At 62.6% G+C, this 15617-nt stretch carries 16 protein-coding genes; 6 read left to right on the forward strand and 10 right to left on the reverse strand.

Annotated elements, in window-relative coordinates; genetic code table 11:
* The first annotated feature begins 93 nt into the window (after positions 1 to 93).
* Together NKH73_RS12555 and NKH73_RS12560 are read left to right on the forward strand one after the other, a co-directional pair.
* Positions 94 to 1263 (forward strand): FIST N-terminal domain-containing protein, encoded by a 1170-nt coding sequence (locus tag NKH73_RS12555; RefSeq protein WP_352932241.1) that lies wholly within the window; start codon positions 94 to 96, stop codon positions 1261 to 1263.
* 8 nt (positions 1264 to 1271) lie between these two features.
* Positions 1272 to 2612, forward strand: coding sequence for an ATP-binding response regulator (locus NKH73_RS12560; protein ID WP_352931762.1), 1341 nt, complete (start codon positions 1272 to 1274; stop codon positions 2610 to 2612).
* Between the two features lie 401 nt (positions 2613 to 3013).
* Here the strand turns inward: NKH73_RS12560 and NKH73_RS12565 are convergent, their stop codons facing one another.
* On the reverse strand, positions 3014 to 3697 hold the full coding sequence (locus NKH73_RS12565) for a response regulator (protein WP_023803603.1): 684 nt from the start codon (positions 3695 to 3697) through the stop codon (positions 3014 to 3016).
* A 300-nt stretch (positions 3698 to 3997) separates the two neighbouring features.
* On the opposite strand from NKH73_RS12565, the gene maiA reads away from it, so the two are divergent.
* The gene (gene maiA, locus NKH73_RS12570; protein WP_352931765.1) at positions 3998 to 4648 is read left to right on the forward strand and encodes a maleylacetoacetate isomerase; all 651 of its coding nucleotides are present in this window, start codon (positions 3998 to 4000) and stop codon (positions 4646 to 4648) included.
* Between the two features lie 32 nt (positions 4649 to 4680).
* Entirely contained in the window at positions 4681 to 5721 is a 1041-nt protein-coding gene (locus NKH73_RS12575; protein WP_352931767.1) for a zinc-dependent alcohol dehydrogenase family protein, read from the forward strand.
* Positions 5722 to 5775: 54 nt separating this feature from the next.
* On the opposite strand, the gene NKH73_RS12580 is transcribed toward NKH73_RS12575, so the two are convergent.
* Positions 5776 to 6639 (reverse strand): DMT family transporter, encoded by an 864-nt coding sequence (locus tag NKH73_RS12580; protein ID WP_352931769.1) that lies wholly within the window; start codon positions 6637 to 6639, stop codon positions 5776 to 5778.
* 106 nt (positions 6640 to 6745) lie between these two features.
* Between NKH73_RS12580 and NKH73_RS12585 the strand changes: the two genes are divergently transcribed.
* Positions 6746 to 8146: an aminotransferase-like domain-containing protein gene (locus NKH73_RS12585; protein WP_352931770.1), complete on the forward strand. Its 1401-nt coding sequence runs from the start codon at positions 6746 to 6748 to the stop codon at positions 8144 to 8146.
* A gap of 11 nt (positions 8147 to 8157) precedes the next feature.
* Here the strand turns inward: NKH73_RS12585 and NKH73_RS12590 are convergent, their stop codons facing one another.
* From NKH73_RS12590 to NKH73_RS12600, 3 genes are all read right to left on the reverse strand, one after another.
* Positions 8158 to 8655, reverse strand: a complete 498-nt coding sequence (locus tag NKH73_RS12590; protein WP_352931771.1) for a MaoC family dehydratase — start codon at positions 8653 to 8655, stop codon at positions 8158 to 8160.
* A 188-nt stretch (positions 8656 to 8843) separates the two neighbouring features.
* Positions 8844 to 9272, reverse strand: a complete 429-nt coding sequence (locus tag NKH73_RS12595) for a phasin family protein (RefSeq protein ID WP_352931773.1) — start codon at positions 9270 to 9272, stop codon at positions 8844 to 8846.
* Positions 9273 to 9368: 96 nt separating this feature from the next.
* Positions 9369 to 10664, reverse strand: a complete 1296-nt coding sequence (locus tag NKH73_RS12600; RefSeq protein ID WP_352931775.1) for a DUF445 domain-containing protein — start codon at positions 10662 to 10664, stop codon at positions 9369 to 9371.
* A gap of 199 nt (positions 10665 to 10863) precedes the next feature.
* On the opposite strand from NKH73_RS12600, the gene rirA reads away from it, so the two are divergent.
* Positions 10864 to 11325: an iron-responsive transcriptional regulator RirA gene (rirA, locus tag NKH73_RS12605; protein ID WP_352931777.1), complete on the forward strand. Its 462-nt coding sequence runs from the start codon at positions 10864 to 10866 to the stop codon at positions 11323 to 11325.
* Between the two features lie 60 nt (positions 11326 to 11385).
* Here rirA and NKH73_RS12610 read toward each other — a convergent pair whose 3' ends face one another.
* From NKH73_RS12610 to hemP, 5 genes are all read right to left on the reverse strand, one after another.
* Positions 11386 to 12174 (reverse strand): heme ABC transporter ATP-binding protein, encoded by a 789-nt coding sequence (locus NKH73_RS12610; protein WP_352931779.1) that lies wholly within the window; start codon positions 12172 to 12174, stop codon positions 11386 to 11388.
* 42 nt (positions 12175 to 12216) lie between these two features.
* A complete protein-coding gene (locus NKH73_RS12615) occupies positions 12217 to 13317 on the reverse strand; it encodes a FecCD family ABC transporter permease (RefSeq protein ID WP_352931781.1) in 1101 nt (366 codons plus the stop codon).
* An 11-nt stretch (positions 13318 to 13328) separates the two neighbouring features.
* Positions 13329 to 14219 carry a heme/hemin ABC transporter substrate-binding protein gene (locus NKH73_RS12620; RefSeq protein ID WP_352931783.1) on the reverse strand — a complete coding sequence of 297 codons (891 nt, stop codon included), beginning with the start codon at positions 14217 to 14219 and terminating at the stop codon, positions 13329 to 13331.
* Between the two features lie 68 nt (positions 14220 to 14287).
* The gene (locus NKH73_RS12625) at positions 14288 to 15349 is read right to left on the reverse strand and encodes a hemin-degrading factor (RefSeq protein WP_352931784.1); all 1062 of its coding nucleotides are present in this window, start codon (positions 15347 to 15349) and stop codon (positions 14288 to 14290) included.
* A gap of 21 nt (positions 15350 to 15370) precedes the next feature.
* Positions 15371 to 15577, reverse strand: coding sequence for a hemin uptake protein HemP (gene hemP, locus NKH73_RS12630; protein WP_352931786.1), 207 nt, complete (start codon positions 15575 to 15577; stop codon positions 15371 to 15373).
* Positions 15578 to 15617 lie beyond the last annotated feature (40 nt).

Raw genomic sequence — 15617 nt, forward strand, 5'->3', positions numbered from 1 at the left:
TGCCAAAGCGGCACTTGAAGACAACAATGACTTCGACGCCGGCGCGCTAGACGCGCACAAAAAGAGCGTCGGAGGAAGGTTAGGAGGAAGCCGCTGGCCAGTTCACGGACGCGCTATGCATGCGGCCTGTCGGCGCTCACCACGGATGAGCCCGACGCCAATGCGTTCACCCAGGCGATCGCGGCCGAAGCCGCAGCCATCGATGCCGGTTTCGCCCTGCTCTTTTTCTCCCAGAGCCTGGTCGATGCGACGACCCTGTCGGACGCGCTGAAGGTCAACGCGCCGGGATTAGCCTATGCCGGCTGCTCCACCGCCGGCGAAATCACGCCGCGCGGTCTGGAGGAAGGCCAGGTTCTCGCCCTGCTGCTTCCGTCTGCATCGTTTTCGGTCGCAAGCACCATGGTCGATAGTCTCGCTTCGTCGAGCATGGACAGGATCACCGATGAGGTCGGGGCGCTGCGGCGCTCGCTGCAGAGCCGCGTCGGGTACGAACGGACCAACACCACCTTCGCGCTCTGCTTCATCGACGGACTGTCCTATGCCGAGGAAGCGGTGACCTCCGCCATTCATTGGGGCCTCGACGATATTCCGCTGATCGGCGGTTCGGCGGGCGACGATCTGAAATTCGAGACGACGCGGCTGATCTCGAACGGCAAGGTTGCCTCCGACAGCGCCATTATCGTGCTGATCACCACTGAAATTCCTTTCCACGTGTTCAAGACCGACAATTTCGTCCCCACCGACGAGAAGCTGGTGGTGACGGCATCCGATCCGGACCACCGCACCGTGCGCGAATTCAACGCCACCAATGCCGCCGAGGAATATGCCGCCTCGGTCGGCGTCATCCCGCAGATGCTGACGCCGCTGAGTTTCGCTTCGCACCCGGTGGTGGTGAAAGTCGGCGGCGAATTTTATTGCCGCTCGATCCAGAAGATGCACGCGGACGGCTCGCTGTCGTTCTTCTGCGCCATCGACGATGGGGTCGTCCTTTCCATCGCCCAGCCCAAGAACATGGTTGAATCGACACGTGCCGCCCTTAGGGATGTCGAGGAAAGGCTTGGCGGCATCGACATGATCCTCGGTTTCGACTGCGTGCTGCGCAGGCTCGACGCGCGCAACCGGCAGGTCTTTCGCGAGATTTCGGAACTCTACAAGGTCAACAACGTCATCGGCTTCGGCACCTATGGCGAACAGTACCGGTCGATGCATCTGAACCAGACTTTCACCGGCATCGCCTTCGGAGAGCGGCAGGCGGCGGAGTAGGAGCGTTTATGCCGCTCAGGGACATCAACGACCTGGAGAAGCTGAAGAAGATCAACGCAGCCCTTGTCAGCCGCGTCGAGCGGTCGATGGAACAACAGGGCAACGCGTTCTCGCTGTTCCAGACCGCGATTTCGCTCGAAAATCGAGTGCGCACGCGCACCGAGGAACTGCACTCGACACTGCGTAGATTGGAACAATCCAATATCGATTTGAGCGCGGCCAAGGAAAACGCCGAGCTGGCGAACCTGTCCAAGACCAGGTTCCTGGCAGCCGCCAGCCATGACGTGCTGCAGCCGCTCAACGCGGCGCATCTCTCCGTCTCGGCGCTGGCCGAAGTGCAGACCAGCGACGAGGGCAAAAAACTGGTCCGGCAGGTCGAGCGGTCGCTGGAGACGATGGAGGACCTGCTCCGCACCCTGCTCGACATCTCCAAGCTCGACGCCGGCGTCGTGCAGCCCGATATCGGCGACGTCAGCCTGGAGACGCTGTTTTCGTCGCTGCGCTCGGATTTTCAGCCGATCGCGAAGATGAAGGGCCTGACGCTGAAATTCCGGCCTGTCCACGCCGTCGTGCGCTCGGACCGCACCTTGCTGCGCCGCATCCTGCAGAACATCCTTTCCAACGCGCTGCGCTATACCCGCTCCGGCGGCGTGCTGGTCGGCACCAGGCATCGCGGCGACACGATCCGTATCGATGTCGCCGATACCGGCTGCGGCATTCCCGACGACCAGCGCGAGGCGGTGTTCGAGGAATTCCACCGCGGCACGATCCCGAACGATGCCGGGCTTGCCGGCGGTGGGCTGGGATTGGGCCTGGCCATCGTGCGCCGTATCGCCGCCGCACTCGGCCATCCCGTGACGTTTTCGTCAAAGGTCGGTCACGGTACGATCTTCCATATCGACGTTCCGGTCGGGATCGGCGCCACAGCCGATGCAATTGCCAGCACCGCCGAGATGGAGCGGCCGCGCGGCTACGGGCTGTTCGGCACAAAGGTGCTACTGGTCGAGAACGACGTCGAGGTGCTGCAGGCGATGACATCCCTGCTCGAGCGCTGGCAATGCCTGGTGCGCCCCGCCACCTCGACCGATGCTGCGCTCGACATGCTTGGCGATACGGACTGGGTGCCGGACATCGTCATTGCCGATCAGCATCTCGACGGCGGTGATCTCGGCACCACGACGATTGCCGAGGTCCGCGATTATCTCAGCCGCGCCGTGCCGGCGCTGATCGTCACCGCCGACGGTTCGGAAACCGTTGCCAAAGCAGCCCGCGCCGCCGGCATCGAGCTGATGCGCAAGCCGCTGAAACCGGCACAACTGCGCGCGCTGCTGGCGCATTTGTTGGCTTGATCTCCCAAGACGCGGGCAGAAGGCCGCGCGACCAAAAAATGGTACGCTGTCACCGTATTTCGATTGAATGGGCGTAGGGCCAGCTCGATTCGATACGTATGACCAACTTCGTGGCGCCGAAATTCAGGGTACCTTCTAATGAAAACAATAGACGTTCAACTAGATGACGGCTCTGGAAACATCCTGGAAGGCGCAGTCAGTTTTCCTGGTGTCCTGAAAAATTTGGAACCGAAGATAGTTTTAGCTGTGATTGTACAATTTTATCTAGATCAAAATATATTCGAATCCGTATTTTGTTTACTCTATCTTCTCCAGACATGCGCGATCTATTAGGCCCGTTGCGCCTCTGGACGGAAAAAGGTGAATTCTCAGCGAAGGTTTATTCGCCCTAACGGATGCGCCTAAAACCCCGCCTGGCCGCGAAACAGCTCGGCACTGTCGAGCTTCGAAACCTCGATGACGGCTTGCGTGCGGCTGTAGACGTTGAGCTTGCGCAGGATCTCGGAGACATGCGCCTTGACAGTGGTTTCGCCGACCTGCAGCTCGTAGGCGATCTGCTTGTTGAGCAAGCCCTGGCGCAGCATCTGCAGCACACGCAATTGCTGCGGCGTCAGTTTGGCGAGGCGCTGCACCATCTCGGCGCGGTCGGTGCTGTCGGCGTCCGGCGGCTGGCCTTCATAGGTTTCGGGCACGTAGATCGCGCCTTCCATCACCGAGCGGATGGCGGCGGCCAGATCGCTCTTGCGCGCCGATTTCGGGATGAAGCCGGCCGCGCCATAGGACAGCGCCTCGGAAATGATCTTGGGCTCCTCATGCCCCGAAACGATGACCACCGGCAGGCGCGGATAGCGGGTCCGAAGCTGCAGCAGCCCGTCGAAGCCATGCACATCAGGCATGCTGAGGTCGAGCAGCGCGAGATCGAATGGTTTCGCGTCCGCCAGAAGCTCAAAAGCCTCGGTGATCGAACGCGCCTCGACGGTGTCGACGTCCGGATAGGCCATTTGCACGGCGCTGTGCAGCGCCTCGCGAAACAGCGGGTGGTCGTCGATGATCAGAAACCGGGCGCGATCGTTGACTGCGGTCATGGCATTCGTTTCGGTTCAGGCAGGATAGAATAGCCTAGTGACCATGGCCAGATTATTGACAAATAGTACATCGCCATTCTTGGCGGAGGGCGGAGAGACCGTTTCGAAATTCGCTCTGGCGAGTCATATGATGGTGGTTTCGAGAACCGGAGCGCAGCGGACATCTGGTCCGTGAGCACCGGAAGCGCAGAAAACGCCATCAGATGGCCGCCAGAGTAGAATTTCCAAACGGACTCTGAGATGGCAATTTTCGGACCACCAAGCCTTGCCCGGTCGGCCAAATCGGCCGAATGTGCAGGAATGAGCGACCTCGTCCTTCACAACTACTATCGCTCCTCCACCTCCTACCGGGTGCGGATCGCGCTGGAAATGAAGGGCTTGACCTACCAATATGTGCCGCATCATCTGCGCCACGGCGAGCATCTTGAGCCCGCGTATCTCTCGGTCAATCCGCAAGGGCTGGTGCCGGCGCTGATCCTGGACGACGGCACTCTGCTGACGCAGTCGCTGGCGATCATCGAATATCTCGACGAGACAAGGCCCGAACCGCCGCTTTTGCCGCAGGACGCACTTGGCCGGGCTCGCGTCAGGATACTGGCGCAGATGATCGCCTGCGACATCCATCCGGTGAACAATCTGCGCGTGCTGACCTCATTGCGCACGCTGTTCGGCGCCGGCGACGAGGACGTCGTCAACTGGTTCCGGCACTGGGTGAACGAAGGCTTCCAGCCACTTGAAAAGATTCTGGCTTCCTCGCCCGAAACCGGGACATTCTGTCACGGCGACACGCCGGGGCTGGCCGACATCTGCCTGGTCGCTCAGGTCACCAGCAATGCCCGTTTCGGCGTCGACATGACGCCCTACCCGACGATCACACGCATCCACGCCGCCTGCATGGCGCTGCCGGCCTTCCAAAGGGCGGCGCCCGAGAACCAGATCGATGCCGAATAGAGCGAGTTGGATTGAAGCATGAGGAATTGCCGATGAAAGCCGTCGTCTTCGAAAAATTCGGTGAAACGCCGACGATCCAGACCGTTCCCGATCCGGAGCCGGCACTGGACGGCGTCGTCATCAAGGTCGAGGCGACCGGGCTCTGCCGCAGCGACTGGCATGGCTGGATGGGCCATGACGACGGCATCAGCCTGCCGCATGTGCCGGGCCACGAGCTTGCCGGCGTCGTGGTGGCGGCCGGTAGCCAGGTGACCCGCTGGAAAGCCGGCGAGCGTGTCACCGTGCCGTTCGCCGTCGGCTGCGGCCACTGCTTCGAATGCAGTTCGGGCAACCATCAGGTCTGCGAGCACCAGTCCCAGCCCGGCTTCACCGCCTGGGGCTCATTCGCCGAATATGTCGCCATCGACCATGCCGACACCAATCTGGTCCGCTTGCCGGACGAGATGGAATTCGCCACCGCCGCCAGCCTCGGCTGCCGCTTCGTCACTTCGTTCCGCGCCATTGTCGACCAGGGTCGGGTGACGCCAGGCGAATGGGTGGCCGTGCATGGCTGCGGCGGCGTCGGCCTGTCGGCGATCATGATCGCCAGCGCCATGGGCGCCAATGTGATCGCCATCGACCTGACCGACGAGAAGCTGGATTTTGCCAGCAAGATCGGCGCCGTGGCGACGATCAACGCCTCAAAGACGCCGAATGTGGTCAAGGCGGTCAAGCAGATCACCAATGGCGGCGCACATATGTCGATGGACGCGCTCGGCCACTCCAGTACCTCGTTCAACTCGATCGCGAACCTGCGCCGGCGCGGCCGCCACGTGCAGGTCGGCCTGATGCTCGGCGATCACGCCAGGCCGCAGATCCCGATGGACAAGGTGATCGCCTTCGAGCTCGAAATCCGCGGCAGCCACGGCATGCAGGCCTACCGTTACCAGGCGATGATGGAGATGATCCGCACCGGTAAGCTCAAGCCTGAACTGCTGGTCGGCAAGCGGATCAGCCTCGACGAAGCGCCCGCGGCCTTGATGGCGATGGGCGGCTTCGAAGGCATCGGCATCGGCGTGGTGACGAAATTTTAGCCGCACGGCTCTCCCTTCTCCCACAACAAGGGGAGAAGAGAGAAGGGCCGGCGCTTATCTCGCATATCTCTTCGCGCCGACCACGCAAAGCACGACGGCGGCAGTAACGGCTATCATGGCGGGACTGACCTGCTCGTGCAGCAGCACTGCCGCCAGCCCGAGGCCGAAGAAAGGCTGGAGAAGCTGCAACTGCCCGACCGCAGCGATGCCGCCTTGCGCCAGTCCGCGATACCAGAACACAAAGCCGATCAGCATGCTGAACAGCGAGACATAGGCCAGTCCGATCCAGGCGGCGTTGCCGACGCTTTCGAGCGACGGCGGCATGGTGATGAGCGTCAGAGCCAGCATGACCGGCAGCGACAACACCAGCGCCCATGAGATCACCTGCCAGCCGCCAAGTTTACGCGACAGCGTGGCTCCTTCCGCATAACCCAGTCCGCACAGGATGATTGCGCCCAGCATCAGCATGTCGCCAACCGGCGAGGCCGAGACGCCTTGCGTCGCCGCAAAACCGGCAACAAGGGCGCTGCCAAGGCACGAAAACAGCCAGAAAGCCGGTTTGGGGCGATCGCCGCCGCGGATGACGCCGAAGATCGCGGTCGCCAGCGGCAACAGGCCGACGAAAATGATGGAATGAGCCGAGGTGATGTGCTTGAGCGCCAACGCGGTCAGCAAGGGAAAGCCGACCACGACGCCGAGCGCCACGATGGCCAGCGACAACAAATCCTGTCGCTCCGGACGCTTCTGGCGAAAAATGAGCAGAAGCGCGAGGCCGAGTATGCCCGCCGTGGCAGCACGGGCGACGGTTAAAAAGGTCGGATCGAAATCCATCACCGCAACACGCGTTGCCGGAAGCGATCCGCTGAAAATCAGCACCCCCACGAATCCGTTTATCCAGCCACCCGCCGCCTTGTCCATCGCATGCTCCTGATATTCCCGCCCTCTATCGGGCCGGACATATAGCGCCACCAGAGACAATGAGGTACAATTTACCGAAACTGTAATGGCAGATTGAGCAGTACGGATGGACGAGCAGGCGACGGCAAGTCAAAGCGGGACGCTTGTCGAGAGCGTCATGGCGACGATCAGGCACAGGATCGCTGCGCGCAGCCTGACACCGGGTACACGATTGCCGTCGATCCGTGCTTTCGCGAAAACCATGCAGGTTTCCAAATCCACCGTGGTCGAAGCCTATGAGCGTCTTGCGGCGGAGGGCACCATTCGCTCGCGGCCAGGTTCGGGTTTTTATGCCGCCGGGCCGCTGGCTCCCTTGTCCCTGGCCGAGATCGGCCCCAGGCTTGATCGAGCTGTCGATCCGCTCTGGGTTTCGCGCCAGTCATTGGAAGCCGGCGACGATGTGCTCAAACCCGGTTGCGGCTGGTTGCCGGCCTCGTGGATGCCGCAGGCTGGATTGCGCAGGGCACTGCGGACTATGGCACGCGGCGATGATGTCACGCTGACGGATTACGGCACCCCGCTCGGGCTGCCGCCGCTGCGTCATCTGCTCGCACGGCGCATGGCAGAACATGGCATCGAGGCATCTCCCGACCAGATCATGCTGACGGAATCCGGCACCCAGGCCATCGACCTCCTGTGCCGGTTCCTGCTCGAGCCGGGCGACGCGGTGCTGGTCGACGATCCCTGCTATTTCAACTTCCATGCCCTGTTGCGCGCCCACCGGGCCAAGGTGGTCGGCGTTCCCTATACGCCGTCGGGGCCGGATATCGAGCTGTTTGCGCAGGCGCTGATCGAGCACCGGCCGCGCCTCTACATCACCAATTCCGCACTTCACAATCCGACGGGTGCAATTCTGTCGCCGGTTGTCGCCCATCGATTGCTCAAGCTTGCCGACCAATCGGACCTGACGGTCATCGAAGACGATATCTTTGCCGATTTCGAACACACGCCCGCGCCCAGGCTGGCGGCGTTCGACGGTCTTGGTCGCGTCGTCCATATCGGCAGCTTCTCCAAGACGCTCTCGGCATCGGTGCGTTGCGGCTTCATCGCGGCGCCGCGCGATTGGATGGAAGGACTGACCGACCTCAAGATCGCCACATCGTTCGGCAGTGGACGGCTTGCCTCCGAACTGGTGCTGACGCTGCTGAGGGACGGCCTCTATCGCAAGCACGTCGATTTGCTGCGCACGCGGCTTTCGCGCGCCATGGCCGAGACAAGCACGCGGCTGAACGCAATCGGCATCACGCCTTGGATCGACCAGCCGGCCGGCATGTTCTTGTGGTGCAGCCTGCCGGACGGCGTGGATGCGGCTGAAATAGCCCGCCGCGCCTTGGCGGCCAATATCGTGCTGGCGCCCGGCAATGCGTTCAGCCTGTCCCGGACAGCCAGCCGTTTCCTGCGCTTCAACGTCGCGCAGTCGGCGGACGAGAGAATTTTCAAGGTGCTCGAAGAGGCGATGTTGCGTTGATCTGCATTGTTTCAGGCCCCTGCCCGCCTCCGGCGCTCATAGAGCATGACGAGCGTTTCGGCTGTCAGCGCCGGCTTCTGCTCACCTTCGATCTCGACGATGTTGGCGGCCTTCATCAGATACTGGCCGGGGCCTTTGTCCTCCATCGATAAAAGCGTGACGCGCAGCCTGATGCGCGCGCCGACCCTGACCGGCGCCAGGAACCGCACTCTGTCGAAGCCATAGTTGAAGGCGGCTTGCGTGTTTTCGGGCACGATGCCCATGTCGAGCGCCAGCGCGCCGATGATCGACAGTGTCAGATAACCATGCGCGATGGTGGTGCGGAACGGGCTTTGCCGCCTCGCCCGCTCCGGATCGACATGGATCCATTGCCGGTCGCCCGTGCATTCGGCGAACTGGTCGATGCGGCTCTGGTCGACCGTCGTCCAGTCCGACACGCCAAGCTCCTGCCCTGTCATCGTCCTGAGCTGCTCGTAGGTCGGCGGCGTTCTCAGCCGTGTTTGCGTCATTCCTGCTTTCCCGATCGCCTGCTTTCCCGATCACTTGCCCTGCCTCCGGACCACGAACCGGCCGCCTCTGTCAATTCGCTCCGTGCGTTCCGCTGCGGCACCTCGGCCGTATCGCGTCAATGTCTGTGTCCAGCGCCGAACAGGTTGCCGGACAACGGGAGAAAAGTCCGTCTTGGCTTGGGAGCAGCCTACTTTTTATCGTAGCCGGTGCGGACTTCCTCCATCGCCTCCTTGATGCGATCGCGCAGGATCTCGACCGATTCGGTGCCGGATTTCCTAGCCAGTTCGGCCACTTCGCCGGCATTCTTCAACGCGGTCTCGAAGGATTTCCTGGCGAACGCCGCTTGCTTGGCCATCAATTCCCTGGGATCGCCCGGCGCCCTGTAGCTCTGCGCCATGTCGGCGATTTCGTGCAGCGTGTCCTGCAGCATCTCGCGTTGTGTGGAAAACAGCGACGACGCTCCGGCGGCACTTGCCCTGGCTGATTTTTCCAGTGCATCGAGGTTCTTGCGATGATGGTTGAGGATCGCCTCGACATCGACGTTCGGCAGCTTCAGGTCGCGCCCGAACCGGCCGAACATGTCGATGAAAGAGCCGGAATCCGGTTGCTTTGCCATTGTGGTTCTCTCCCCTGTTGCTGCGAGTGCGGCACCCGAGGAGAAGAATAGGGCACTGGCGCTTCGCGGTCCATTCGGAGGCGCAATAGATCGCCCTCAGTCAACGAGGAACAGCAATTCCACCGTATGGAGCACGAGGCCGGCAAGGCCGCCGATGACCATGCCGTTGAAGCGGATATATTGCAGGTCCCTGCCGATGTTCATTTCGATCAGCCTGGTGAGCTGGGCAAGGTCCCAGCGCTTGACCTGATCGGCGATGAATTTCGAGACGCCGCTCTTCTGGCTTTCGACGAAGGAAGACAGCGCCACGACGAAACCTTGGTTCATGTCGGCCCTGATCTGCGCGTCGCCGGCAAGATGACGGCCGACCTCGACGAACATGTTGGCGAGATGCGTGCGGATCATCGAGTTCGGCGCCTTGGCGTCCTGCTCGATGAACAGGCTGAGGCTTTCCCACATATCGCCGGCCAACGCCTTGAGCTCCGGCCTGGCGAGGAAGTCGCGCTTCAGTTTCTCGGCGCGCTTGGCGTATTGCTTGGACGTCCTCAGCCGCTCGACGAAGGACTGAACGAAACTGTCGAATTCGGCACGCATCGGGTGATCGGGATCGGCCCTCACCTCGTCGAGCAGGGAACCGGCGGAAGCGACGATCTTCTTCAGCAGATAGGCGTCGGCGCGAAACAGATTGAACAGCGACGGCAGTTCCTCGCGGATCTTCTCGCGCATCGTCGTCAACGCCTGCTCGTCGCTCAGGAAGCGGCCGACGACCTTGGTGAATTCGTCGAACAGCCTTTGGTGGCGGCGGTCGTCGGTCAGGGCCGACAGCAGTTCGGCAGCGAGCGGCGCCAGCGGCACCTTTTCGATCTGCTCCAGCATGCGGCTGGTGACGAAGCCGCGCAGGCCGGATTGCTCGACCGCCGCCAGCGTCTGCGGCACCAGCCGGCCGACGAAATGCGACAGATCGGCGGCGCGGTTGGGGTCGGCTAGCCAATCCGCAACGAGCGCGGAAAAGTCGACCTCGGCGAGCTTTTCGCGAACCGGCTCCGGCGCCAGGAAATTAACCTCGATGAACCGGCCGAGATTGTCGGCGATGCGGTTCTGGTTCTCCGGAATGATGGCGGTGTGCGGGATCGGCAGGCCGAGCGGCCGTCTGAACAGCGCCACCACCGCATACCAGTCGGCCAGCCCGCCGATCGTCGCTGCCTCGGCGAAAGCGGCGACGAATCCCAGCCACGGATAGCGGCCCTCGAACGACTTGGCCACGGCAAAGATGAGGACGCAGAGAGCGAGCGCTGCGGCGGCGACGAACTTGGTGCGCCGAAGCGCCGAAAGCTTGGCGTCCGCGTCGGCATCGATCCGGGCGGATGCCAAAGCCGGTGCTGATTGTGACATGGATGAGCTGCTCCTGGTCGATCTCGCGGACCCTAATTTAGGTATCCGCCCAGCCGAATGCCTGCCAAATCAAGGCTATGGTTTGCACACCGGTGCGCACAAACTTGACAAAAAAATTCATCTATTATGCAGTGCTTGTCTGGAATTATTCCAAGGTATAGGCCATATTGGGCTTGAGCTACTGCTTCGCGAGGACAAAATGCGGCTGACACGCCAGACCAACTACGCCATGCGCATCCTGATGTATTGCGCCGCGAATACCGATCGGCTGAGCCGCATCCCGGAGATCGCGGCCGCCTACTCGGTGTCCGAGCTTTTTCTCTTCAAGATCCTGCAGCCTTTGGTCGAGCATGGTCTGGTCGAGACAGTACGCGGCAGGAACGGCGGCGTCAGGCTCGGCCGCGCGGCCGAAACCATCACCCTGTTCGACGTCGTACGCGTGACCGAAGAGAGCTTCGCCATGGCCGAGTGCTTCGAGAACGACGCCGCCGAATGTCCGCTGGTCGATAGTTGCGCGCTGAATTCGGCGCTGCGCGAGGCACTCAACGCCTTCTTCGCCGTGCTTGAGCGTTATACGATCGCCGACATGGTGGCGGCACGCCCGAACGTCCGCCATCTGCTTGGCATCGACATGCTGGTGCAGAGGGCGCCGGCAGCCTGATTTCGGGTCGCAGCGCGGTTTGACCAGGTCCGTTGAGATTCAGGTCAGGCCGGCATCACCTTAAGCCGCGGATTGCGGCAGCACGAACGGCACGTTTCCTGCCGGCAGCACGCCGACCCTCAGCCGGCAATCGAACACTTTTTCGATCAGATCGTCGCTCAGCACGTCCTGTGGTGAGCCGGTGGCGGCAAGCTTGCCGCGGTGCATGACGAAAATCCGGTCGGCATACATGGCCGTCAAATTGAGGTCGTGCAGGATGGCGACCACGCCGCCGCCCCGTCTGGCGAAATCGCGGGCGATGTTCATGATGATCAATTGGTGCTTGATGTCGAGGCTGGAAACCGGCTCGTCGAGAAACAGATAGCGCGGTTTGCCGTCGAGCACTGGCGCCCAGACCTGGCAGAGCACGCGGGCCAACTGCACACGCTGCTGTTCGCCGCCCGAAAGCTCCTGATAGAAACGGCCGGCAAAGCCGTCGAGATCGACCCGCGCCAGCGCCCGTTCGGGCAGGCGCTCGTCCTCGCCGGGCAGCGCGCCCGAACGCCCGCCGAGCAGGCCGAGCCTGACGATTTCGCGCACCGTGAACGGAAAGGACAATGTCGTCGCCTGCGGCAGCACGGCGCGCATCGTGGCGGCCTCGACCGGCTTCATCGCCGACAGGTCGCGGCCGTTGATGGTGACGTCTCCCGAATAGGCAAGATCGCCGGACAACGCCTTGAGGAAGGTCGTCTTGCCTGAACCATTGGGGCCGACGATGGCCGCGATTTCGCCGGGCCGCATGTCGAAATCGACATTGGCGACGATACGCGTGCCGCCGATTGCCACCGAGACATCCCGCGCTTCGATCATGCCCACACTTCGATCATGAAAAACCCTCGCATAGGTTCCCTCTCACAGGTCAATGACGCCACGCTTACGCAGCAGGATCCAGAGGAAGAACGGCGCGCCGGCGATCGCGGTGACGATGCCGATCGGCAGCTCGGCCGGCGCTACGATGGTGCGGGCGACGGCATCGGCCAGCAGCAGCAGGCAAGCGCCGAGCAGGGCCGAGGCCGGCAGCAGGTAACGATTGTCCGGCCCGATAGCCAGACGCAGCAGATGCGGCACGACGATGCCGACGAAGCCGATGCCGCCGCTGACGGCGACAGATGCCCCGACCGCCGCCGAAACGCCGATGATTGCAGTGTATTTCAGCCGCTGCACCGGGATGCCGAGATGGCCGGCGGTGGCTTCGCCCAGCGCCAGAGCGTTGAGGCCGCGCGCCAGGAACGGCATTGCCGCCAGCGCCACCACGATGATCGGCCCGACGGAGCCGATCTTCTGCCAGGTCGCGCCGGCAAGCGAGCCGAGTTGCCAGAAGGTCAGGTCGCGCAACTGCCGGTCGTCGGCCATGAAGATCAGGATGCCGGTGAGCGCCATGGCGAGGGCCGCCAGCGCGATGCCGGCAAGCAGCATGGTGGCGACCGAGGTTTGGCCTTGCCTTGTGGCGACCTGGTAGAGCACCAATGTCGTCGCTAGTCCCCCGCAGAACGCCGCAAGCGGCAGAGCGAGCGTGCCCAGCACCGAGGTTATCGGCGCCAGTACCGTGGCGCCAAGCACGATGACGGCCACCGCGCCGAGGCTCGATCCGGCCGAAACGCCGATGAGGCCGGGATCCGCCAGCGGGTTGCGGAACAGCCCTTGCATGACCGCACCGGAAACGGCAAGTGCTGCCCCGATCAGCACACCGAGGATGACCCGCGGCAGGCGGATATCGTAGACGATCAGGCGGTCGCGCGCGCTCAGCACCTCGTTGCCGGGTGCTGCACCCAACAGCCAGTCGCCGACGACGCTGACGGCCGAGGCATCGGATGCGCCCGATGTCAGCGACAGCAGGACGGCAACGGCAAGTCCCAGGCATAAAAGCAGGATGACGATGCGCGCCCGCCCCGAACGGTCGCCGTCGGATGCTGTCGCCATAGTGCCCGCACCAGCGATCGATTGATCCACCATTGGAAGCCCGCTCAGTTCCCGGCCTGCTCGCCATAAAGCGAGGCGGCAAGCTCGTGGATGACGTCGGCCGTGCGCGGGCCGAAGCCGAGCAGATAGCCGCCATCCATGCGGATCACCTTACGCGCCGCACCCGCCGGCGTCGACAAAATGGAAGGGTGCGCAAACAATTCGTCATCCGATGCGGCAGGACCGGCATTCCTCATCATCAGGATCACGTCCGGCTTGGCGGTGATGAGCGCCTCATCGGACAATTGCTTGTAGCCGGAGAAGCCATCGACCGCGTTGATCCCGCCCGAAAGCTTGATGATGCCGTCGGCGGCGGTCTCGCTGCCGGAAGCGAGGATCTTGCCGCCCTGCATCGACAGCACGAACAGGACGCGCTTGCGCTCCTTGATCGAGGCGGTCTGCTTTTCTGCGGCCTTCAGCTTGGCATCGATCTCGGCTGCCAGCGCGTCGGCCTTGGCGTCCACGCCGAGCGCCTTGCCGACGATGTGGACCTTTTCGAGAATGCCTTCATGGTCGTAGCGCTCGGGCACCTCGATGAACGGGATGCTCGTTTTCTTCAGCACGTCGACGGCTTCCTTTGGCCCGCTGCCATGCAGCGCCAGGATGCCCGACGGATTGACCGACAGGACACCTTCCGGCGACAGCTGGCGCATGTAGCCGACGTCAGGCAGCTTGAGCGCCGCCTCGGGATAGCGGCTGGTCGAATCGCGGGCCACCAGCCGACCCTGCTCGCCGAGCGCAAAGACGATTTCGGTGATCGAACCGCCGATGGCGGCTATCTTCGACGGGTCGGCGAACACCTCTGTGCCTTCGGCGGCACGGGCCGGCAGCAACGCGGCGAAGGCCAGGGAAAGGCCGATCGTGGCCCCAAGCACCCGTTTGAAAAGGGGCGCCATTTTGAAAACACGCGCCCGTTTAAGCAAAGGAGCCGCCCGCTTAAGCAAAGGAACCATTGTCGTCGTCCTCAGGCTGCGGTCGGGCTTGGAATGCGAGGCAGGTTCTCTGCCAGAAACCGCCAGTCCTCGCGCTCGCTTTCACCTTCATGGCGCTTGCCGAAGAACTGGATGATCATCTTGCCGTCGGCGCCGTAGGCTTCGAGAGACGTGACATGGCCGTCCTTGGTCGGCTTGCGAACGGCCCAGACCTCTTGGATGTGGTCGGTCCGCAGATGCAGATGGAAGGTCTCGTCCAGCACGTTGATCCATGGCCCCATCGGCTTGATCGACTTGATCGGGCCCGAATGGATTTGGATGCAGCCGCGATTGCCGACAAAGCACATGATCGGCATCTCGCCCTCGGCGGCATGATGGAACATGGCGCTGACGGCATCGTTGTCGAGCAGCCAGGCGTAATCCTGGCCGACCATGCGCATCGCCTGGCGGCGCTCGAGCTTCAGCGTCTTCAGCATGCCGAAGAATTGATGCACGTCGGTCAGCCGGCTCCAGCGGTCGCGTAGATCGTCGACATCGGTGGAAACATCGGAAGTCTCGGCTTCGTCGGCAAATCCGCCCTCCGAAACCGCAACCGTCGGCTCCTGGTTCGGCGATTCGAGTTCGCCCACCAGCTTCTGATAGGCATAGAGGCTGGACGCCGGCCGCAGATGCACCTTGTGCACCGCCTCGCCTGCTGCATCGAAGAACTGCAGGCTGCGCCTGATATCATCGCCGTCGCGCTTTTCGACGGCAAAGCCGTGCGTCCAGACTTTCGGGAAGATGCGCAGGTCGATGTTCTCGCCAAGCACCATGGCATTGTGGTTGCCGGTGACGACCTTGTCGTAGACGCCGATCTTCTCGTGCACAGCGCTTTCGTTACGGGTCAGCGCCATGACTTCACCGACGGCTTCGAGGCCGGTCAAAAGGTCGTTGACGCGCGGCTCGACGCGGACGACGCCGTCGCCGCAATGCGCGGCGACCAGCTCGGCCTCCGAAATCCCAAGCTGGGCGGCGAGATCGCGCTCGCGCGTCTTCGGATTGTCTTCCCGCGCCCGCCGAATCTCGTGCGGAGCGGGTTTTACGCGCTGGTCCATCTCTAAAATACCTACTCTTGCCTACTTGTTGAGGATGAGCTTGCCCTGGCGGGTGATCTTGAGCCGGTAGAGCGCTCCGTGATGCTCTATGCCGATCTCGTGCTCGCCCTGGAACAGCGTGTTGCTGGACAAGGTTCTCACGGTCAACGGAACCCGTTCGAAACGAGCCGAATTGTCGTCGGAACGGCGGACGCGATAGCGAAAGTCACTGGGATTGTGCGTGTTCATCTGGTTCGATCCCTTTCCTGGGCCGGGGCTTGGTCAGCTG

The organism is Mesorhizobium sp. M0938, assembly GCF_040319125.1.
In the GTDB taxonomy this organism is placed as follows: Bacteria; Pseudomonadota; Alphaproteobacteria; order Rhizobiales; family Rhizobiaceae; genus Mesorhizobium; species Mesorhizobium robiniae.

Bases quoted from the DNA above. Each gene is read 5' to 3' on its own strand.
- NKH73_RS12580 (WP_352931769.1), bottom strand. From the start codon at position 6,639: ATGGACAAGGCGGCGGGTGGCTGGATAAACGGATTCGTGGGGGTGCTG.
- NKH73_RS12600 (WP_352931775.1), bottom strand. From the start codon at position 10,664: ATGTCACAATCAGCACCGGCTTTGGCATCCGCCCGGATCGATGCCGAC.
- NKH73_RS12565 (WP_023803603.1), bottom strand. From the start codon at position 3,697: ATGACCGCAGTCAACGATCGCGCCCGGTTTCTGATCATCGACGACCAC.
- NKH73_RS12625 (WP_352931784.1), bottom strand. From the start codon at position 15,349: ATGGACCAGCGCGTAAAACCCGCTCCGCACGAGATTCGGCGGGCGCGG.
- maiA (WP_352931765.1), top strand. From the start codon at position 3,998: ATGAGCGACCTCGTCCTTCACAACTACTATCGCTCCTCCACCTCCTAC.
- NKH73_RS12615 (WP_352931781.1), bottom strand. From the start codon at position 13,317: ATGGTGGATCAATCGATCGCTGGTGCGGGCACTATGGCGACAGCATCC.
- NKH73_RS12610 (WP_352931779.1), bottom strand. From the start codon at position 12,174: ATGATCGAAGCGCGGGATGTCTCGGTGGCAATCGGCGGCACGCGTATC.
- NKH73_RS12590 (WP_352931771.1), bottom strand. From the start codon at position 8,655: ATGACGCAAACACGGCTGAGAACGCCGCCGACCTACGAGCAGCTCAGG.
- hemP (WP_352931786.1), bottom strand. From the start codon at position 15,577: ATGAACACGCACAATCCCAGTGACTTTCGCTATCGCGTCCGCCGTTCC.
- NKH73_RS12595 (WP_352931773.1), bottom strand. From the start codon at position 9,272: ATGGCAAAGCAACCGGATTCCGGCTCTTTCATCGACATGTTCGGCCGG.
- NKH73_RS12575 (WP_352931767.1), top strand. From the start codon at position 4,681: ATGAAAGCCGTCGTCTTCGAAAAATTCGGTGAAACGCCGACGATCCAG.
- rirA (WP_352931777.1), top strand. From the start codon at position 10,864: ATGCGGCTGACACGCCAGACCAACTACGCCATGCGCATCCTGATGTAT.
- NKH73_RS12560 (WP_352931762.1), top strand. From the start codon at position 1,272: ATGCCGCTCAGGGACATCAACGACCTGGAGAAGCTGAAGAAGATCAAC.
- NKH73_RS12620 (WP_352931783.1), bottom strand. From the start codon at position 14,219: ATGGCGCCCCTTTTCAAACGGGTGCTTGGGGCCACGATCGGCCTTTCC.
- NKH73_RS12585 (WP_352931770.1), top strand. From the start codon at position 6,746: ATGGACGAGCAGGCGACGGCAAGTCAAAGCGGGACGCTTGTCGAGAGC.